The following is a 20,295-nucleotide window of genomic DNA, read 5'->3' as shown; positions in this document are numbered from 1 at the left end:
CACGCGCCTCACCTGTCGTGCCACGCGCACAGCGGTGTAACGCGATGTTGCTGCCTGCCCAACATTTGCCTAAACAAAAAACAGCGAGGAATAATCCATGCTCGAAGTCATTAACGACTTCCTCTCAGGGAAAGTACTGATCGTGCTCATTGTCGGGCTCGGTAGCTACTTCACGATCCGCTCGCGTTTCGTTCAATTGCGCCACTTCTTCCACATGTTCTCGGTCTTCGGCGACAGCCTCAAAAGCAGCGCCGGTCAACTCAGTTCGTTCCAGGCCCTGATGCTCAGCCTCGCCGGCCGCGTCGGTGCAGGCAACATCGCCGGTGTCGGTATTGCCGTGACCCTCGGCGGGCCAGGTGCGGTGTTCTGGATGTGGGTGACCGCGCTGGTCGGCATGTCCAGCAGCTTCTTCGAATGTTCCCTCGGCCAGCTCTACAAGCGCTGCGATTCCGACGGCACCTACCGTGGCGGCCCGTCCTACTACATTCAGCACGGCCTGCAGAAACGCTGGCTGGGCATGATCATGGCGTTCCTGTTGCTGGTGACCTTCGGGTTTGCCTTCAACGGCCTGCAATCCCACGCCGTGACTCACTCGCTGAACAACGCCTTCGGCCTCGACACCACCTACACCGGCATCGCGCTGGCAGTATTGCTGGGCCTGGTGTTCATCGGCGGGATCAAGCGCATCGCCAAGGTCGCCGACCTGTTGGTGCCGGTGAAAACCCTGGTGTACATCGGCGTGACCATCTACGTGATCGTGCTGCAATTCGATCACGTCCCGGCGATGTTGATGACCATCGTTAAAAGCGCGTTCGGTCTCGACCAGGCGTTCGGCGGCCTGATCGGCAGCGCGATTGTGATGGGCGTGAAGCGTGGCGTGTTTGCCAACGAAGCGGGCCTGGGCAGTGCGCCCAACGTGGCAGCAGTCGCGTCGGTCGAACACCCGGTGGCACAAGGCGTGGTTCAAGCATTCAGCGTGTTCCTCGACACCTTCGTGATCTGCACCTGCACCGCGCTGCTGATCCTGCTCTCGGGCTTCTACACCCCGGGCTTCGAAGGCGACGGTATTGCCCTGACCCAGAACTCGCTGGCGGCGGTCGTTGGTGACTGGGGCCGGATGTTCATTTCCGTGGCCCTGTCGTTGTTCGTGTTCACCTCGATTCTCTACAACTATTACCTGGGCGAGAGCAACCTGCGCTTCCTGATCGGTGAAAACCGCAAGGCGCTGATCGGCTACCGCGCACTGGTGTTGGTGTTGATCTTCTGGGGTGCCATCGAAAATCTGAGCACCGTGTTCGCCTTTGCCGACATCACCATGACCATGCTCGCGTTCGTGAACCTGATCGCGCTGTTCCTGCTGTTCAAGGTCGGCATGCGCATCCTGCGTGACTACGATGACCAGCGTGCTGCCGGGATCAAGACCCCGGTGTTCGATTCGAGCAAATTCCCGGATCTGGACCTGGACCTGCAAGCCTGGCCGGCCAACCCGCCAGCGGCGGTCGCCAAGGCAGAAGCCGAGCCACAAGGCGTACCCGCAGCGCAACGCTGATCGGTTAAAGTGCGGTATCCCATGTGGGAGCAAGCTTGCTTGCTCCCACAGGAACTCATTGTTCTCGGAGAACCTCCATGAATTCCTCGACCTACCCTGCCGCCCAGCACGTCATGGTGCTCTACACCGGTGGCACCATCGGCATGCAAGCCAGCGCCCACGGCCTGGCCCCGGCGTCCGGTTTCGAAGCGCGGATGCGTGAATACCTGCACAGCCAGCCTGAACTGGTGGTGCCGCAGTGGCGCTTTCGCGAGATGTCGCCGCTGATCGACAGCGCCAACATGACCCCCACGTACTGGCAGCAACTGCGCGAAGCCGTGGTCGACGCAGTTGATGTGCAGGGCTGCGACAGCGTGCTGATCCTGCACGGCACCGACACCCTCGCCTACAGCGCGGCGGCCATGAGTTTTCAATTGCTCGGCCTGCATGCCCGCGTGTGTTTCACCGGCTCGATGCTGCCGGCCGGCGTGACCGACAGCGATGCCTGGGAAAACCTCAGCGGTGCGCTGGTCGCCCTCGGCCATGGCCTGGCACCGGGGGTTCATCTGTACTTCCACGGCGAACTGCTGGACCCGACCCGTTGCGCGAAAGTGCGCAGTTTCGGTCGTCATCCGTTCAAGCGGCTTGAGCGCCAGGGTGGCGGTGTGAAGGCTTCTTCCTTGCCGGCATCGCTGACCTACAACCAGCCCAAGCAATTGGCGAAAGTCGCCGTACTGCCGCTGTTCCCTGGTATCGGTGCCGAGATTCTGGATGGCCTGCTCGCCAGCGGCATTCAAGGTCTGGTGCTGGAGTGCTACGGCAGTGGCACCGGGCCGAGTGATAACCCCGAGTTTCTCGCCAGCCTGGAACGGGCGCGGGACAAAGGTGTTGTGGTGGTCGCCGTGACGCAGTGCCATGAAGGGGGTGTTGAACTGGACGTGTACGAGGCCGGCAGCCGTTTGCGTGGCGTTGGCGTACTGTCGGGTGGCGGCATGACCCGTGAGGCGGCGTTCGGCAAGTTGCATGCTTTGTTGGGTGCAGGACTGGATAACGCAGAAGTGCGTCGCCTGGTAGAACTCGACCTCTGCGGCGAACTCGTCTGATCTTAAGGCACGACACAAAACCCTGTGGGAGCGAGCCTGCTCGCGAATGCGATATATCAGTCACATCATTGTTGGATGTGCCGCCACCTTCGCGAGCAGGCTCGCTCCCACAGGGATCTCCATCAGGCATATAACTTGCTGCGTTCCAGCCATTCCACGGCTGGAAGCCACCCATGCTCCACTCCCACCTCACCACCCTCAACGCCGTCTCCCTGGTGCTCAACACCTTCAAGGACCAAGGCCTGTCCAGCGAGGACTTGCTCGCCGGAAGCGGCATCAGCGCGGCGGACCTGAACCGGGCGGACACGCGCATCACCACCAATCAGGAGATGCAGGTCTGCGCCAACGCGGTCGCGCTCAAGCGTGACATCGGCCTGGAACTGGGCCGGCGAATGCACGTTTCGTGCTACGGCATGCTCGGGTACGCGTTGCTCACCAGTGCCACCTTCGGTGACGCTTTGCGCTTGGCGATGCGCTATCCGGCGCTGTTGGGAACACTTTTCGAACTGAGCCTGGAAGACGACGGCGAGCGTGTCTGGTTCGTCGCGGCGGATTACCGGGAGAGCCCGGCAATGGCGGTGTTCAATGCCGAATTCTGCCTGGTGTCGTTGAAAGTGATCTGCGACGACCTGCTCGGTCACCCGCTACCGCTGCTGGCCGCACGCTTCGAACACACCGCACCGGACTATCAGGCCACGTACGCAGAGCACTTCGCTTGCGAGCTGAATTTCGAAGCGCGGGACAACGCGTTTGCGTTCGATCGCAACTGGCTCGACCAGCCATTGCCGCTCGCCGATGTCATCACCCATCAAGCCATGGCCGAACGCTGCCGCAAACAGAACACCGAGTTCACCGGGCGCCAGGCGTGGCTGGGGCGAATTCGGCAGTTGCTCAGCGCGCAGTTGAATGCAGCGCCGGGGCTTGAGGGACTGGCGGAGCAGATGAATTGTTCGGCGCGGACCTTGCGTCGGCACCTCAAGGATTCGGGGTGCAGCTATCAGGAATTGCTCGATGAACTGCGTTTCGAGCAGGCCAAGCAAATGCTCTGTGAAGACCAGACGCCGATCTACCGGATCGCCGAGGCGCTGGGCTTCAGCGAGACCGCGAGTTTTCGTCATGCATTTGTGCGCTGGAGTGGTGTGGCGCCGAGTCAGTTCAGGCCCCACCGGTAACCCCCTGTGGGAGCGAGCCTGCTCGCGAAGACGGCGGCACAGCCAACACTGGAATCGTCTGACACGCCGCTTTCGCGAGCAGGCTCGCTCCCACACTGTCCGCATTAGATATCCAACAATGGGCACAGCCGCACCATCAAGGGGCGAATTTCGGTCAAACCTTTTGGCCATATCAATCCCCTTTTGGCCTTTCCTGCCGTTCTCCCAAACGCCGCCTGCCGCAAGACTGTGTTCAACCGAATCAGCCTGCGGAGAACAAGAAAATGCTGACGATCTACTCGGACGATCACCACCTGCACCATGGCCGTTGCGAATTGATAGACGGGCAACTCAAGCCCTGCTTCGAAATGCCGTCGCGTGCTGACCATGTGTTGCAACGCGTAAAGAACCAGAACCTCGGCCCGGTCGAAGCACCGCAGGATTTCGGCCTCGACCCGATCGCGCGCATCCACAGCCGTGACTACCTCGACTTCTTCAAAGGTGCCTGGGCACGCTGGACCGAATTCAATACCGACGGCGACTTGCTGCCCTACACCTGGCCGGCCCGAACCTTGCGCGCCATCAAGCCCGCCAGCCTGCACGGCCAACTCGGCTATTACAGCTTCGACGGCGGCGCACCGATCACCGCCGGCACCTGGCAAGCAGCGTACAGCGCGGCGCAAGTGGCGCTGACCGCCCAAGCACAAATCCAGCGCGGTGCGCGCAGTGCCTTCGCCCTGTGCCGTCCACCGGGACACCACGCCGCCAGCGATTTGATGGGCGGTTATTGCTACCTCAACAATGCCGCCATCGCCGCCCAGGCATTCCTCGATCAGGGCCACAAAAAGGTCGCGATCCTCGACGTCGACTACCACCACGGCAACGGCACCCAATCGATTTTCTACGAACGCAGCGACGTGCTGTTCACCTCGATCCACGGCCACCCAGAAGCCGAGTTCCCGTTCTTCCTCGGCTATGAAGACGAGCTCGGCGAAGGCGCGGGTGAAGGCTTCAACTTCAACTACCCTCTGCCCGCCGGCAGCGGTTGGGACACATGGAGTGCAGCGCTGGATCAGGCCTGCAAAGAGATCGAAAACTACGGCGCCGACATTGTCGTCGTTTCCCTGGGCGTCGATACGTTCAAGGACGATCCCATCTCCCAATTCAAGCTCGACAGCCCCGATTACCTGGCCATGGGCGAGCGCATCGCGCGTCTCGGCAAGCCGACGCTGTTCGTGATGGAAGGCGGTTACGCGGTAGAAGAAATCGGCATCAATGCCGTGAACGTTCTCGAAGGTTTTGAAAGCGCCCAATGAGGAATTAGAACAATGAACAGACTCAAGCGTTTTATCATCCCCACCCTGTGCGCCACGGTGCTCAGTGGTGCGGTTCATGCTGAAGAGCGAACGTTGCGCGTCTACAACTGGTTCGACTACATCACGCCCAAGGCGCTGGAAGACTTCAAGGCCCAGAACACCCAGACCAAACTGGTCTACGACATTTTCGACACCAACGAAGCGCTGGAGGCCAAGTTGCTGACCGGAAACTCCGGTTATGACGTGGTGGTGCCGTCCAACGTGTTCCTCGCCAAGCAAATCGAAGCCGGTGTGTTCCAGCCGCTGGACCGCAGCAAGCTGCCGAACTGGAATCACCTCGATCCGAAGCTGATGAAGCTGATCGAGGCCAACGACCCGGGCAACAAATTCGCCGTGCCCTACATGTACGGCACCATCCTGATCGGCTTCAACCCGGACAAGGTCAAAGCGGTACTGGGTGCCGATGCGCCGGTGGACAGCTGGGACCTGATCTTCAAGGAAGAGAACATCAGCAAGCTCAAGCAGTGCGGCGTCGCCCTGCTCGACTCGCCGTCGGAGATCCTGCCGCTGGCCCTGCAACACCTTGGCCTCGACCCGAACAGCAAGAAGCCTGCGGACTACGACAAGGCTGAAGCGCTGCTGATGAAGATCCGCCCGTACATCACCTACTTCCACTCCTCGAAGTACATGGCCGATATCGCCAACGGTGACATCTGCGTCGCGGTCGGTTATTCCGGCAGCTTCTCCCAGGCGGCCAACCGCGCCAAGGAAGCCAAGAACGGCGTGATCGTCGACATGCGCCTGCCAAAAGAAGGCGCGCCGATCTGGTTCGACATGCTCGCGATTCCCAAAGGTGCGAAGAACCCGGAAGACGCCTACACCTTCATCAACTACTTGCTGCAACCTCAAGTCATCGCGCCGGTCAGCGACTTTGTCGGCTACCCGAACCCGAACAAGGACGCCACCGAATTGGTCGACCCGGCGATCCGCAACAACCCGAACCTGTACCCGACCGAAACGGCGATGAGCACGCTGTACACCCTGCAACCACTGCCGCGCGATGCCGAACGTGCGCGCACCCGGGCCTGGACCAAGATCAAGTCAGGCACCTGAACCGTGTTGGAAGAGGAGACCCGCCAATGAGCGGGTCTTTTTTTGCCTGCGATAACTATCTACCACCTTCGGCCTTCGACAGCCCTCTACCTTGCCCTGATCCAGCGCGGCCCCGTGGCCAGCGTTCTTATCGGCACAAAGGAAATGGCCATGCCCGACACCTCGTCCACCCGCTCCGAAGATGTATTGACCCAACTGGTCACTGGCCCCTCGCTCTGGGAGGTGGCGTCGAACGCGCTGCGCACGGCACTCGACAGCGCCTACCCGAACCTGGGTATCGATCCGGTCAAGGCCATGGTCGTGACGCCGACCTGGACCGTCACCGAGAGCGAGGTCATGCCCGGCCCACGCCGGTTCGAATCGTTGACCGATGTGTTGGTGCGGCTCACGCTGTCGGCGCAGACCGCGACCTACATTGACGGGGAACACTTCCTGACCTTGCAACCGGGGGTGAAGCCTGCGATCCAGTTGCCCGTCAAGATCGACGACATAGGTCGGTTGATCAATCAACTGATCCCGCTGCTGTTCGTGTCCTATCAAGAGCAGCAACTGGATTACTGGAACCAGCAGACAGAGGGCGAAACACCGCGCTGGCATCAACTCTCGGACTCACTGCACAACCTCTGGAACATCGAGCAGGCTTCAGGCTGGGATGAGGATCAAAAGGCCATGGCACTGGCCTTGTTCAACCACCCGGATAAAACCACCCGACACCGTAACGATCCCTACACATCAAGGGCCTGCCTGATCGACATCGATGAACCGGACAAGCATCTGTGGGTGCTGGACGTGGCCGTACTGGTGGGCACGCTGGGCAAACGCACGCTGGTGATCAGCCACTCGATCACGGAGGGCTTCAAACGGTACGACTCGCTGGAATCATTCGGTGAAACACTGCCTGCACGCGTTGCAACCACATCGGCGCCGCATACTTTGCGGTGGCGTTTATATGAGCCCACCGGCAATTTTTTCGACCATCAAGCCACTGCGCTAATTGCGCTCGAAGTCGCAGCGATCGGCCAGCTTCAAGACACCGTTACGAAAGGTGGTCTTGCCCGCCGAGCCATCGACGCTATCAGAAACCGAAAGGACTCTGACGAAGGGCGCTTCAGCCAGATCGAACACTTGCTGCCCGACTGGCTGCTCAATGCTCAACCGGCGGACCTGACCAGCTACAGCCGACACTTGATGGACCTGGCGCAGCTTCGGGAGCAACAGGCGGGCAAATCCTTTCTGGATGACATTCCACCGCTCCCGGCGTTTACGCTGCAAGCACTGAAAGACCAAGTGCTGAAAGATCACCCGGAGGCGACGGACGCCAGGCTCGAAACGCTTGAACTCAGTATCACCAGCCCGGTGATCCTGGGCGCCATTGCCGTACCGGGTAAAACCGAAACCGTCACACTGTCGCTGATCGACCTGGCCCTGCAGAATCTGATAGCCCTGCCGTTGGGTAACAAGACCGTTCACCGCACCGACGGCAACGCCGTTGAGACCTGGATGACACCGGCCTACCTGGAAAAGCTGGTCACCGAGGTCAACATCGGTGAAGCCTATCCCGCGCTGATCAAGCAGAAACTGCTCGGTGACACGAAGGAAACACAACGTCGGCAACACCTGTTCGCCAGCCACCTGCGCATCCAGCTGCCACTTCAGACGCTGCAGCACAAAATTCGTGGCGAGGCCGGTATCGATGATCAGGGGTGCCGGTACGTGGTTGCGGCGATGCAGGAAAAGCCTGCCGAGCGTTTTGTGGACGGCCAGGAAATCATCATTCGTCCGCTCGCGTTCATTCCCGGGGGCCGCATAAGCAACAAGGCCGACGAGGTTGCAAACATGTTTGTCATCGGGCCACGTCTCGCCGACAGGGGTCCGTGCCTGCTTTTTCGTCCGCTGCTTGATCCGCCGCTGTTGCAATATCCCGGCGAAACCAACCTGCTGTATGCGATAAAACATAACCAGACGCTTCGCCAATCGGTGTTGGCCTGGTTGCCGGACGATGTGCGCTTCAACTACTCACAGTACGTATTTCCCGGCCAACTGCCGTCGGTCTGGACACTGTCGCAATGGCTGGTCGATCCAACGTCGGCCCTCGGCATGATGGGCACCGTCAGGCTAGCGGCCACACCTCTGGAGGAACCTGCACTGGCGACACTGTTCACCGCCAATGCCAACGCAATGATCACCCTGGCGGACCGGCAGTCGGTCTCCAATGCCCAAAGTCGTTGGCAGACCCTCAAGCATGGGGCATGGGCGCTGTTCAACATTGCACTGCCATTCCTGGGTAAAACGGCAGCCAGCGCGGCCTGGGTCTGGCAAATCATGAGCGACCTGGAAGATGCGAATCAAGCCAGCGAGAAAGGCGACAGTGACGATGCATGGACGGCATTGACCGACCTGTTCCTGTCACTCGGCATGGTCCTGGCCCATTACGCAGCGACGCGCCACACCGCCAGCCGCGTGGTTGAAAAGACGGTGTTGACGCTGGAGCAACAGCCCACGCCGAGGCCGACAATCGCCGTGACCCAGCTTCGCGATATCACCGGTCAACGGCTGCCAGCGAATCACAAGACCCATTTGTATGCCCACGGTGCCCTCGCGCGAACAAGCCTGGGGACTCTGCTGGACGGGTTGGCTATTGCAAAACCTGCAGGCCTGGCAAGCCCCTCAAACGAAGTCGGCCCCCATCGTTTTTTGAGCCCGCTCAACAATAAATGGTACGCCCAGGTTGGCCAGCGCTGGTTCGAAGTCATGATCAACGACAACGAGTTCGTGCAAATCATCGATAGCCGTCAGTCCCCACCAGGCACTGGCCCCCTGCTGACTCATTCCGCAAACGGACAATGGGTCGTCGACACACGCCTGAGGTTGCGCGGCGGTGGCCGTAGCCGAAAAGAATTGGTGCGGGAAAATGCACAGCGTAAAGAGACGCTGCGTAAGCAACTGGAGACCTTCGATACGAACAAAATGGCGCTGAAGACCGCACTCGAATCCGCCGAGAAAGCAGCTGCCTCGTCCGCATCAGGCGTTGATGATCCCAATGGTCGCAGACTGATCGAAACGCTGGATAAACAGCTGGCCGTTTACGACGTCTACATTGATCAGCTCAAGGCATTCAACGTGCTTGAGTCCATCATCAATTACCGCGCCGTCCTGGTCAGTTGTCTGGATCAACAGCTGTTGCTGACGGAGATGTGGTTCAACCGGCAAAACGCTGTATTTGGCACTTGCATGCGTCGCTCGCTGGCTCTGTTTGACGGAGAGCCGAACGAATCCACCCAGACACGACGGCAGGTTCATCAACAGACCAGCGATATAACCCAGGGCTTTATCGACAAAATCGAGTTTGCCCAGGCCCGGATCGAGGAGTTGAACCGACTGGGCAGAGAAGGTGCCGAAACCGCCAGGGAATACACGAAAGGACTGCCAATCTTTGACCTGCACGACCTGAAGCTGTTTCAGATCAGCCTCGCTCAGGAGCTCTGCCTTAATGACACCGGCACGGTCGCCACCGAGCCTGCCCATAAGGCGCTGGTAACCCTTGTCGAAGACGCGGGCCTCACCATCCAGTCGTCACTGGACCTCGCCAAGGACAATCCCCTGGCGCTACCCGAACGGATTGAAGGATTCAGCGATCTGGTGGAGCAGTTCACAACCATCGACCAACGTATTCTCGACTTGCCCGATGAGTACCCTGGACAGTTGCTGCAACCGTCACTGGACTTGATGCGTCAACGTATCGAAGCGTTCAATGAGCGCGCCGTGAAACACCTGTCGGGGTTGCTGCATGAACGCAAGACCCTCGAACCGGTTCCGGGACCGTCGCGACCGGTAATGGCCCCGCATCGCCTCATCAAAACGCGGTTCAAAGGCTCCGTCGTCGGCAAGCCGCGAACGCGCGCGAACTCTACCGACTCCGATCTGGTCGACGTGACCTCCCCCCTCACCGGGAAGGTGATCGCTACGTTCCATGAGAAAACACCCGGCGTCTGGTTCGAACATGTGCCTGTCAAAACGGCCGTACCCGTCATCATTCCTCCAACGCTGGCGGTCAGCGTGCAAAACGGTGAAGCATTACTGGAACAGCAGGAATCTTTCGTGCGACGTACCGAGGCCCACTCAAAAGGTGATCGCCGTATTCCGCTGGAAATCGAGGAGATGTTTCATCAGCACGCCCGCCGAATGGAAACAGCGTCGGGCGCTATCGAGGAAGGCCTGACCGATAACAATGCCACCGAAAGCGGCCCGGGGTCGGCTGTCACCGTCAAAAAAACACTAGACGATGAAGCGGCTGCGCTTTACAAAAAAGGCACCGATATCCGTATCAGCATGACCAAGCGACAGCTGCCCACTGCTGGGCGTGTTGAATGGCTGCACAGCAAGGGCGAGGTAACCATCCACAGGATCGGCAAACCACTGCCGGAGCATCGACGCTTGAAGGGACCGCGCAAAGACTATCTGGATGAGTATGAGATTCGCGATCACGAAACCCGCAAAGTCCTTTGGTATGCGCACTTTCATTACCCGGCATCCGACAGCCCGAGAACAGCCTTCACCGCAGCGCACTTGAAGACCGTCGAACAACGCGGGTCAGGCGGGGCCTATGAAAAGCACACCCGCTTGAACGCACTTCAATCCATTGCCATTTATCGTGCGGAAATCAACCATCGCCTGGCCGATGCACTGTTCTTCTTGTAGGTAGATCAGCGCCAGACTTTTTCCAGACGCCCGAGTGCAGCACTGATCGCCGCCTCGGGTACCGCCGCAAAACCCAGGACCAGCCCGGCCCGCTGGTCCACCGGTGTCTGTGTGTCCGGCAACCAATAACTGCTTAATGCGTTGATCTCGACATCGACGCTGGCGGCTTTTTCCACCAGTTCGCGCTCACGGGCTTGAGAGTCGACCGCGACCGTCAAATGCAGTCCTGCCGCAACACTCGGCAGGTTGCCGATACCGGGGATGTCCTTCGGCCAACCGGCCAGCAATGTATTGCGTCGACTCAGGGCGGCGCGACGCATGCGGCGAATATGCCGCTGAAAATGTCCGGCGGCCATGAACTCGGCCATCACCGCTTGAGTACTCACTTCGGAGTGCCGGACGTCCACCGCCCGCCGTTGAGAGAACGCCTGCACCAACGCCGGCGGCAACACCAGGTAACCCAGGCGCAGAGCCGGGAAGGCGACTTTGCCAAAGGTCCCGACGTACAAAACCCGTCCTTGTCGATCGAGTGCCGCCAACGGCGCCAGTGGCGCGCCGCTGTAACGGTATTCGCCATCGTAGTCATCCTCGACAATCCAGCCTTGGGTGCGCTCAGCCCAGGCCAGTAATTCCAGACGCCGCGCCAGGCTCATCACCACCCCGGTCGGGTATTGATGCGACGGCGTGACATACGCCAGGCGACAATCCTCGAGCACAGCCAATTCGCGACAGTCGATGCCCTCGCTGTCCACCGCCACACCGTGCAATCGCGCACCCGCCACGGCGAACGCATGACCCGCCGCCCGATACCCCGGATTCTCAATCGCCACCCCATCACCCGGTTCCACCAGCAGCTGTGCACAAAGGCTAATCCCTTGCTGCGCGCCACTGGTGATCACTATTTGCTCAGCCGAACACTGCATGCCGCGTGAACTGCGCAAATAGGCGGCAATCATTCCACGCAGGCGCTCATCGCCCGCCGGATCGCCATAACACAACTGCTGCAAATCCGGCTTGCGCCAGAAAGCCGCGTTCAGCTTGGCCCAGACCTCGAAAGGAAACAGATCAAATGCCGGCACGCCGACCCTAAAGGCACGCGGTGGGCCACTCGGCGGCAAGGCCAAATGGTTCTTTTCAACGCGACCCAATGCGCCGCTGTGGATAACTTTACTGGATGAAATCACAGGTAAATCCAGCCAATTTGTGGATAAGGCTGTGGATAACCCTGTTGACAACCCTGTGGATACTTTTGTGGATAATTTTTTGGTGGGTATCGCGGTTTGGGGCAGCTGAGCGACGTAAGTCCCGTCACCCACACGCCCTTCGATAAAGCCTTCGGCATAGAGCTGATCGTAGGCTCGCACCACGCTGTTGCGAGAGATCGCCAGCGCCGCCGCCAAGTCCCGGCTGGCCGGTAATCGCGTACCGCTGGCCAGTCGTCCATCCAGTACTCGCAGGCGCAAGGCTTGGTAGAGCTGAAGACTCAGGCCCTGACGGCGATCAAGTTCGATACCGGCAGGATTGAACGACAAGGAAAGCAGCACATCGGTCATGACAATGGACCTATGAAATTGGTCATTAATGGCTCTTACAACAGACCAATAGCCTGCCTAGGATGGAGGCATTCGCCAAGGGATATTTCCATGTACAACCCCAGCAGCTTTGCCATCAAAGATTTCGATGAACTGCGCCAGCAGATCCTCGGCACCCGCCTCGCCATGGTGGTTACCCACGGCGAGCAAGGTCTGCAAGCCAGTCATCTGCCGCTGTTGTTCAAACCTGACGAAGGTCCGAATGGCACCCTCTACGGCCACTTCGCCCGGGCCAATCCGCAGTGGAAGGAATTGCAGAACGGCGCGCAAGCGCTGGTGATCTTTGCCGGTGCCGATGCCTACGTCAGTCCCGGTTTTTATCCGAGCAAAGCCGAGCACGGCAAAGTCGTGCCGACCTGGAACTATGTCGCGGTACACGCCTACGGCACCGCCGATGTATTCACCGATGCCGAGCGCCTGCTCAACCTGGTCAGCGCGTTGACTGATCGTCACGAAGCCGGCCGCGCCCAGCCGTGGAAGGTCGCCGACGCTCCTGCTGATTACATCGACGGCATGCTCAAGGCAATTGTCGGGTTTGCCCTGCCGATCCAGCGCCTGGAAGGTAAACGCAAACTCAGTCAGAACCGCAGCGCCGAAGACATCGCCGGTGTGCGCGAAGGGCTCGCCGCCAGCCCCGATGTGCACGATCAGGCCCTCGCCCACTTGATGCGTTAAGGAAATAGACATGAGTCAGATTGAAATCCGCCAGGTCAGCGCCGACGATCACGCCGCGTGGCTGCCGCTGTGGCAAGCCTACCTGCGTTTCTACAACACCGAGTTGCCCGAGGCGGTCACTGACAGCACCTGGCAACGCATGCTCGACCCGACAGAAACGACGCATTCGGCGTTGGCGTGGCTCGAGGGCAAAGCGGTCGGCATGGTGAACTTCATCTACCATCGCTCGAACTGGAGCATCGAAAATTCCTGCTACCTTCAAGACCTGTTGGTAACGCCGGAAACCCGCGGTACCGGCGTTGGCCGCAAACTGATCGAATTTGTCTACGCCACCGCCAAAACGGACGGGTGCTGCAAAGTCCACTGGCTGACCCATGAAACCAACGCCACCGCGATCCAGCTCTACGAGCGCATCGCCGAACGTCCCGGTTTCATCCAGTTTCGCAAAGCCCTTTAAGGTTCAAGGAGAACAGCATGTCGACATCACTCGCGGATTGGAAAGGCGTCCCGGCGCCCACCGTTCAAACCCTCGAAGGGCGTTTCATTCGCCTGGAAAAACTCGACCCGGCGCGTCATGCCGAAGGTCTGTTCAAGGCCTTGCAAGGCCCCGGTGCCGATCCAAAACTCTGGGACTATTTGCCTTATGGACCTTTCCCGGAACGTAGCGTGTTCAACGATTGGCTGAACAACCATGCGGCCAACAGCGACCCGTATTTCTTCAGCGTGATCGACCGTGCCAGCGGTGAGGTACAGGGCATTCTCAGCCTGATGTCGATCGTGCCGGCTCAGGGCCGAATCGAAATCGGTCACGTCACGTTCGGCGCGCCAATGCAGCGCTCACCGAAAAGTACCGAGGCGGTTTATCTGCTGGCCAAGGAGTCGTTTGCCCTGGGCTATCGACGCCTGGAGTGGAAGTGCAACAACGGCAACGCTCGCTCCAAATACGCGGCCGAGCGCTTGGGCTTCAGTTTTGAAGGGGTTTTCCGCCAGCACATGGTGGTGAAGGGACAGAACCGCGATACCGCGTGGTATTCGATTCTGGACTCGGAATGGCCGGCGATTGGCGCAGGGTTTGAGCGCTGGTTGAGCGATGAGAATCAGACGGGATCGGGGCAGGTGAAAACGTTGGTGGAGTGCCGCGGGTAAGCGACTACAGTTTTTCTTCCCCTGTGGCGAGGGAGCAACCTCTCTCGCCACAAATTTTGCGCTGTAGCTTCAACTAATGTCGCGCCGAATCCGCACTACCCCCATCTTCAAGCCAAACGGCCTGAACACGGCATTCAGCGATTTCAGCGTCTGATTGCCTTCGCCATGTTCGATATGTACCAGCGTGCGCACCGAGATTTTGCACATTTTTGCAAATTGAGTCTGGTGCAGGCCGGTGACCTCTACGCGTAATCGACGAACCGCTTCGCCAACCTCAAGAGTGCCTTGAGCCAGCGCCTCTTGAATGCTTTCGATCAACAAAGCCCGCGCATCAATGGAAATGGTCATTTCAGCCCCCTGGTGCGTAACAACATCCAAATGTGATGCGATACATGCAATATAGTGCAGTTGCTGGCTGCCTGCGCAATCAATTTACGCATTAAAATGCATTTCAACTGCATTGCACGTCGCAGGATCCGCATCAAATTGCACATGGCTCTCACTGCGACATCATTCTGTAAAAACCATCCGCTATACAACACAGCCCGCTTATAACAAAAAGGCTGTCCACTCATGCCCTTCTCGCCCCAGCGTCTCGCGTTCAGCATCGCATTGCTGATCAGCACCGGCACCCTCGCCGCCCCCTTCAAAAACGTGCAGATCGATACGCCCACCACGGCGGCGCAAACCCTGGGCGGCAGCGACACGTTGAAGATTTCGGCACCGGGCAGCATCACCAACGCGGGCAAGACGGTGAGTCTGAAGGACAGCACCAGCGGCGTCGGCGTGGTGATCGATAACGCGGGCAAGATTATTTCCACTGGCGGCCGGGCGATCGACAGCAGCGGCGACCTGACGCAAGCGCGCAACTACAGCATTTACAACCGCGCCGGCGGGCAAATCCTTGGCTTCAACGATGCGTTGCGCATCGACAGCAACTTCGCCAGCGGCAGCCTGCTGATCGACAACAGCGGCATCATCCGCTCCACCACCGGGCAAGGGCTGGATCTGGATGCGTTGCGCAGCGCAGGCGTCAAAACGACGATCATCAACCGCGCGGGCGGATTGATTCGCGGGGACGCCAGCGACGGCATGAAGACCGGCGCCAACGCGACGATCACCAACTACGGCGAGATTTCTACCGGCGACTCGCACAATGCTGACGAGAAATTCGACGGTATCGACATCGACACTGCAACCGGCGTGACGGTGACCAACTACGGCAACATTTCCGGTGGCCGTCACGGCATCACCACCGACCTCGGCGCCACGCTCGTCAACTACGGGACAGTCACCGGTCGCAACGGCTCGGGTTATGGCTCCGACGGCGACGGCACAGTGATCAACCACGGCACCATCACCGGTGCTTATTCGGGCCTGCAACCCAACGGTGACGGCGATGGCGTGGACATCGACAAACTCGCGCACATCGAAAACTACGGCACCATTCAAGGTGTCGGCGCGGGCGGTGTGGACAAGGGTGGTTTCGCCAACGGCAGTGAAGGCATCGCCTTGGGCGGCGGTTACGTATTGAACGCCAACGGCGCGCTGATCAGCGGCGCCAACAGCGCAATTCTGGTGGACGATGGCAGCGGTGGTTCAGGCGTGGCGGCGACCACACTGGAAAACTTCGGCACGATTCAGGGCCTCAATGGGTTCGGCGTGAAATTTGTCGGTGAGTTCGATGACAACGTGATCAACGGCGGCACGATCAGCGGCAGCAACGGCCTCGCGCTGGACCTGGGCAGCGGTAGCGACAGCCTTTCCTTGCGCAATGGCAGCCGCTTTGTCGGCGTGGTCGATGGCGGCAGCGGTTACGACCGCGTGCTGATGGACGACGCGCGGGGAGGCAGTTTCGGCACCAGTCGCAACTTCGAATGGCTGGAGGTCAAGCAAGGTGTCTGGACCCTGACCGGCAACGGTGATTTCAGCGACGGCGGCGCGATACGCGACGGCGCCACGCTGATCAACCAGGGTGAGATCGCCGGGACCGTGACCGTCGACGCAGGTGGCGTGTATGCCGGCGGCGGTTCGGTGAGTAATTTGCGGGTAAACGGGACCTTGCGCACCAATACTCAGCTCGGCATCGCGAGCATCACCCATGACCTGACCATGGGCAGCGGCTCAACCCTGGCCTACGGCGTCAACGCCGATGGCAGCAGCGCGCCGATCAAGGTCGGTGGCGTGGCCAATCTGAACGGCGCCACCCTGGCAGTGAACCCCGGCAGCGGCACGTATCCGTGGCAGAGCCGATACACCGTGCTGCAAGCCGCAAGCATCAACGGCAACTTCGGCAAGGTCACCAGCGACTACGCATTCCTCACACCGACGCTCGCTTACACGCCGACCCAAGTCGACCTGACCTACACCCGCAACGATGTCGCCTTCAACGAATTCGCGGTGACCAGCAACGGCAGCAGCGCTGCCAACAGTCTGGCGTCGATGGGCAAAAACAACGCGCTCTACAACGCCTTGCTCAACACCACCAACGCCACGGCTGGCAACGCGATCGAGCAACTGTCCGGCGCCAGCAACGCCAACCTGACCAGCGCAACGCTCGGTGCCAGCAGCCAGATCGGCAGCAGCATGCTGTCGGCGATGCAACAAATGGGTGGCGGTTCGGGGTTGCTGGTCGGCCTCGATCAACGTGACACGCCGGTGCTCGCCGCCAACGGTGTCCCACTCGAAGCCCGCAACCTCAATGACCCCAACGCTCAGGGTCGACTCTGGCTGCAAGCCATCGGTGGCTACGGCAAGCTCGATGGCGAACACGGCAGCAGCGGTCTGGAGCAACGCACCAAAGGCAGCGTGATCGGTGCCGATTGGGCGCTCAATCCGCAATGGCGCCTGGGGGTGCTTGGCGGTTACTCGAAGACGGATCTGGACGCCACGGGTGTTGATGGCAATGTCGAAAGCTGGCACGCCGGTGTCTATGCGTCACGTCAAAGCGGCCCATTCGCCTTGCGCCTCGGCGCGGCGTATAGCGGTCACCAAGGTGAAAGCAAACGCACTGTCGCCTTCAACGGCTTCAGCGACCGTCCGAAAGGCGATTACGATGCCGACAGCCAACAGGCCTTCGCCGAACTCGGCTACGCAATAGGCAGCGGCCGGCTCAGCGCAGAACCCTTCGCCAATCTTGGCTACCAGCGTTATCACCGTGACAGCTACCAGGAAAAAGGCGGTTCCGCCGCCCTTCAAGTCGAGGAGCAAACCCAGGACAACTTCAGCAGTACCTTTGGCCTGCATCTGGCGCACTTGAATGCGTTGGACAATGGCATGAGCCTGACCCCACGCATGACCGCCGGCTGGAAGCACACCTATGGCGATGTCAGCAGCTCGACGCGTCAGGCGTTTGTGGCGGGTGGCACGGCGTTCAGTGTGGATGGCAGCTCACTGGATCGAGACAGCCTGGTGCTGGAGGTTGGTCTGGATCTAGGCATTTCGGCTCGGCATTCGGTGGGCATTGGCTACAGCGGCGAGATCGGCAACAACAGCCGTAACCACGGGTTGATCGGGCAGTGGCAGATGAGTTTCTGAGAGGGTGATTGCAGGCAGCGTCTCGATTTAGTGTAAGAAAAGGTCATCGGTCCGAAGCGTTAAAAACCGCTGTGTTTAATCAGCGGTGGATTTTCTGCATCGAGCTTCTGACACCGCCTGCAAACACGCCGGAACGGGCTGACATCGGTATCGAAGCGCTCTCCATAGAGTTTGGTCTCCTTTCAATTGAGGCCAAATTTAATGTCTGTTCAACACAACTATCGACCACATCATCTGGCGCTGGCCATTGCGCTTGCGTTGGGTTGCACCGGATTTTCAAACGCTCAAGAGCCGCCGGAACTCACTGAGTCAACGAGCCTCGCGGAGGTTATCCAGCAACCTGATTCTGCCTCGGTAGATCCGTATGACAGGCTTCAAGCCTTTATCCGCTCGCCAGACACCTTCACCCGGGAGTTCAACTCACCACAGCCCGCGTTGAAGGACGTTTCCGTGAAGCCGGACGGCAGAGATGACCTCTTCATCATCAACAATGGCGCCAGCTTCGAAGGTCGGATCGATGGCGGTAAAGGAACCAACGTCATACATCTGATCGGTACTGACGGCGGCCACTTGGGGAACACCCGTAACATCAATGGCCTGTACGTTTCGCAGGGAGCGTGGACGCTGACCAGTGAAGGAGACTTCAAAGAGGGCGTGGCCGTGCTGAATGACGGTAGCCTGACTAACAACGGGACAATCAATGGTGGGGCAAGTACCGCCGGGATACTCCTCAACAATGGCGTAATCAAGGGAGCTGTCACCGTAGAGAGCATCGGCACGTTTGCAGGCAAAGGCACTGTCGGTGGGCTGGATGTCTTGGGTCAGCTCAATGTCAATAAATTGCAAGGCGCCCCAACGGTCAAAGGAAACCTGGGCCTTTCCAGCGCCGCTGTACTTGCCTACGAGGTCTCCCCCGATGGCCATGGAGAAACCATCAAGGTCAGCGGCACCGCCAGCCTCGGTGAAGCCACACTGAAAATTGTTTCTGCGCCGGGTGAATATCCGCAAAGCAGTCAGTACACGATCATCGAAGCCAAAGAGGTGAAAGGCGAGTTTGGCAAAATCGTCAACGACTTGGCCTTCATGACAGTGACGCCTGATTACGGCAAAAAGAGGGTCGGGCTGACTTACGCACGTAACGACGTACCTTTCGCCGACGTTGCAAAATCCGATAACGGACGAGAGTTTGGCGCAAGCATTCAGGAGCCGAGGGGTGCTGAGCCCGCTCAGGCGCCACCGGACAATACCGCTCCCATTGCTGCGGCCCTGAATCCCGCTGAGAACATCGGTACTTCTGTTGTGGCCACCACACCAGTTGCCACCCCCGAGACCTCAACACCATCCAGCCCTGCAAACGCCGCAGTCGTGGCGCTGCTCGGCAGCGACAAAACAACCGCCGCTCATGCCATCGAACAACTGGCCGGCGACAGTACCGCCAACCTCGCCAAGGCAACGCTCGCCAGCGCCAACCCCGTGGGCACTACCGTGCTCTCGGCCATGCGCCAGCTGGACAGCGCCAGCACCTACAACAAAGGCAGCAACCGCAGGAACGCACCACGCCTGGCATCGGGCAGCGACGACAATGGCAGGGTCTGGCTCCAAGCGTTAGGTCATGGCGGCACACTGGACCGTGACTTTGAGCCACTGAAACACTCCACTCAAGGCTTGGTCCTCGGCGCGGATTGGGGCATCGATGATGAATGGCGTATCGGCGTGATGGGCGGTAAAGCCGAAACACGCCTCGACAGTAGCGACCTCGATGGCGGTCTCGACAGCTGGTATCTGGGCGCTTATGCCCTGCGCCAGAACGGCCCCATGTCGCTGCGATTGGGTGCGACCTATGGCAATCACGACGGCAATACCAAGCGCCGAGTGGCCTTCAATGGTTTCAGCGACCGCCCCGAAGGCCGTTACGATGCCAACACCCAACAGGCCTTCGCTGAAGCGGGTTACAACCTGGGGCGTGCCAATGTCAGCATCGAGCCGTTCGCCAGCCTTGGCTACGAACGCTATCAGCGCGACACCTACACGGAAAAAGGTGGCGCAGCGGCCTTGAAAGTTCACGGCCAGACCCAGAACAACCTGAGCAGCACGGTCGGCCTGCGCCTGGCGAAACGCAATTCCCTGAACAACGGCATGCAACTGACGCCGCGATTGAGTGCCAGTTGGAAACACACCTACGGCGATGTCACCAGCGACACTCGCCAACAACTGGCAACGGGCGGTAGAAACTACACCGTTTCCGGTGCGCTGCTGGACCGTGACATCTATAGCGTCGATGCAGGGCTGGACCTGGGATTGTCGGCCAGACATACCTTGGGCGTCAGTCTTAACGGGGAGGTCGGCACGGAAAGCCGAAGCCATGGTGTCACCGGCCAATGGCGGATGAATTTCTGACCGTCACAAATACGCGGCGAAAAAAAAGGGGAGCACATG

General features: G+C 59.6%; 13 protein-coding genes. 11 read left to right on the top strand and 2 right to left on the bottom strand.

The genetic code is table 11. The annotated features are described in order from the left end of the window. Window positions 1-97 precede the first annotated feature (97 nt). The 6 genes from ACWKV5_RS13315 to ACWKV5_RS13290 all read left to right on the top strand — a co-directional run bounded on the left by ACWKV5_RS13315 (window position 98) and on the right by ACWKV5_RS13290 (window position 10,909). Entirely contained in the window at window positions 98-1,549 is a 1,452-nt protein-coding gene (locus ACWKV5_RS13315; RefSeq protein ID WP_483841612.1) for an alanine/glycine:cation symporter family protein, read from the top strand. A gap of 77 nt (window positions 1,550-1,626) precedes the next feature. Then, window positions 1,627-2,631: an asparaginase gene (locus ACWKV5_RS13310; RefSeq protein ID WP_483841611.1), complete on the top strand. Its 1,005-nt coding sequence runs from the start codon at window positions 1,627-1,629 to the stop codon at window positions 2,629-2,631. 173 nt (window positions 2,632-2,804) lie between these two features. Then, window positions 2,805-3,803, top strand: a complete 999-nt coding sequence (locus ACWKV5_RS13305; RefSeq protein ID WP_483841610.1) for an AraC family transcriptional regulator — start codon at window positions 2,805-2,807, stop codon at window positions 3,801-3,803. Between the two features lie 263 nt (window positions 3,804-4,066). Beyond that, window positions 4,067-5,098 (top strand): histone deacetylase family protein, encoded by a 1,032-nt coding sequence (locus tag ACWKV5_RS13300; RefSeq protein WP_483841609.1) that lies wholly within the window; start codon window positions 4,067-4,069, stop codon window positions 5,096-5,098. Window positions 5,099-5,110: 12 nt separating this feature from the next. Next, entirely contained in the window at window positions 5,111-6,211 is a 1,101-nt protein-coding gene (locus ACWKV5_RS13295; RefSeq protein ID WP_123433168.1) for a polyamine ABC transporter substrate-binding protein, read from the top strand. 150 nt (window positions 6,212-6,361) lie between these two features. Then, window positions 6,362-10,909 carry a dermonecrotic toxin domain-containing protein gene (locus tag ACWKV5_RS13290; protein WP_483841608.1) on the top strand — a complete coding sequence of 1,516 codons (4,548 nt, stop codon included), beginning with the start codon at window positions 6,362-6,364 and terminating at the stop codon, window positions 10,907-10,909. 5 nt (window positions 10,910-10,914) lie between these two features. Here the strand turns inward: ACWKV5_RS13290 and pdxR are convergent, their stop codons facing one another. Beyond that, entirely contained in the window at window positions 10,915-12,462 is a 1,548-nt protein-coding gene (pdxR, locus tag ACWKV5_RS13285) for a MocR-like pyridoxine biosynthesis transcription factor PdxR (protein WP_483841607.1), read from the bottom strand. Window positions 12,463-12,552: 90 nt separating this feature from the next. Here pdxR and ACWKV5_RS13280 point away from each other — a divergent pair, with 90 nt between their 5' ends. From ACWKV5_RS13280 to ACWKV5_RS13270, 3 genes are read left to right on the top strand one after another with little or no spacing between them, the layout of a single operon-like run. Then, window positions 12,553-13,176: an FMN-binding negative transcriptional regulator gene (locus tag ACWKV5_RS13280; RefSeq protein WP_483841606.1), complete on the top strand. Its 624-nt coding sequence runs from the start codon at window positions 12,553-12,555 to the stop codon at window positions 13,174-13,176. A 10-nt stretch (window positions 13,177-13,186) separates the two neighbouring features. Next, window positions 13,187-13,633, top strand: a complete 447-nt coding sequence (locus tag ACWKV5_RS13275; RefSeq protein ID WP_483841605.1) for a GNAT family N-acetyltransferase — start codon at window positions 13,187-13,189, stop codon at window positions 13,631-13,633. A 17-nt stretch (window positions 13,634-13,650) separates the two neighbouring features. Continuing rightward, the gene (locus ACWKV5_RS13270; protein ID WP_483841604.1) at window positions 13,651-14,322 is read left to right on the top strand and encodes a GNAT family N-acetyltransferase; all 672 of its coding nucleotides are present in this window, start codon (window positions 13,651-13,653) and stop codon (window positions 14,320-14,322) included. A gap of 69 nt (window positions 14,323-14,391) precedes the next feature. Here the strand turns inward: ACWKV5_RS13270 and ACWKV5_RS13265 are convergent, their stop codons facing one another. After that, window positions 14,392-14,670 (bottom strand): helix-turn-helix domain-containing protein, encoded by a 279-nt coding sequence (locus ACWKV5_RS13265; RefSeq protein ID WP_483841603.1) that lies wholly within the window; start codon window positions 14,668-14,670, stop codon window positions 14,392-14,394. Between the two features lie 225 nt (window positions 14,671-14,895). Here ACWKV5_RS13265 and ACWKV5_RS13260 point away from each other — a divergent pair, with 225 nt between their 5' ends. Together ACWKV5_RS13260 and ACWKV5_RS13255 are read left to right on the top strand one after the other, a co-directional pair. Continuing rightward, complete coding sequence (locus tag ACWKV5_RS13260; RefSeq protein ID WP_483841602.1) at window positions 14,896-17,859, top strand: autotransporter outer membrane beta-barrel domain-containing protein; 2,964 nt, start codon at window positions 14,896-14,898, stop codon at window positions 17,857-17,859. 201 nt (window positions 17,860-18,060) lie between these two features. Continuing rightward, entirely contained in the window at window positions 18,061-20,256 is a 2,196-nt protein-coding gene (locus ACWKV5_RS13255) for an autotransporter outer membrane beta-barrel domain-containing protein (RefSeq protein ID WP_483841695.1), read from the top strand. Window positions 20,257-20,295 lie beyond the last annotated feature (39 nt).

This window comes from Pseudomonas oplopanacis, assembly GCF_057128725.1.
The sequence above is the reverse complement of the archived record's forward strand: the minus strand, read 5'-3'. Positions and strand labels throughout refer to the sequence as shown.

What these genes read in the sequence shown, in the direction of transcription:
- ACWKV5_RS13315 (WP_483841612.1), top strand. Translation starts at nt 98, where the DNA reads ATGCTCGAAGTCATTAACGACTTCCTCTCAGGGAAAGTACTGATCGTG.
- ACWKV5_RS13310 (WP_483841611.1), top strand. Translation starts at nt 1,627, where the DNA reads ATGAATTCCTCGACCTACCCTGCCGCCCAGCACGTCATGGTGCTCTAC.
- ACWKV5_RS13305 (WP_483841610.1), top strand. Translation starts at nt 2,805, where the DNA reads ATGCTCCACTCCCACCTCACCACCCTCAACGCCGTCTCCCTGGTGCTC.
- ACWKV5_RS13300 (WP_483841609.1), top strand. Translation starts at nt 4,067, where the DNA reads ATGCTGACGATCTACTCGGACGATCACCACCTGCACCATGGCCGTTGC.
- ACWKV5_RS13295 (WP_123433168.1), top strand. Translation starts at nt 5,111, where the DNA reads ATGAACAGACTCAAGCGTTTTATCATCCCCACCCTGTGCGCCACGGTG.
- ACWKV5_RS13290 (WP_483841608.1), top strand. Translation starts at nt 6,362, where the DNA reads ATGCCCGACACCTCGTCCACCCGCTCCGAAGATGTATTGACCCAACTG.
- pdxR (WP_483841607.1), bottom strand. Translation starts at nt 12,462, where the DNA reads ATGACCGATGTGCTGCTTTCCTTGTCGTTCAATCCTGCCGGTATCGAA.
- ACWKV5_RS13280 (WP_483841606.1), top strand. Translation starts at nt 12,553, where the DNA reads ATGTACAACCCCAGCAGCTTTGCCATCAAAGATTTCGATGAACTGCGC.
- ACWKV5_RS13275 (WP_483841605.1), top strand. Translation starts at nt 13,187, where the DNA reads ATGAGTCAGATTGAAATCCGCCAGGTCAGCGCCGACGATCACGCCGCG.
- ACWKV5_RS13270 (WP_483841604.1), top strand. Translation starts at nt 13,651, where the DNA reads ATGTCGACATCACTCGCGGATTGGAAAGGCGTCCCGGCGCCCACCGTT.
- ACWKV5_RS13265 (WP_483841603.1), bottom strand. Translation starts at nt 14,670, where the DNA reads ATGACCATTTCCATTGATGCGCGGGCTTTGTTGATCGAAAGCATTCAA.
- ACWKV5_RS13260 (WP_483841602.1), top strand. Translation starts at nt 14,896, where the DNA reads ATGCCCTTCTCGCCCCAGCGTCTCGCGTTCAGCATCGCATTGCTGATC.
- ACWKV5_RS13255 (WP_483841695.1), top strand. Translation starts at nt 18,061, where the DNA reads ATGTCTGTTCAACACAACTATCGACCACATCATCTGGCGCTGGCCATT.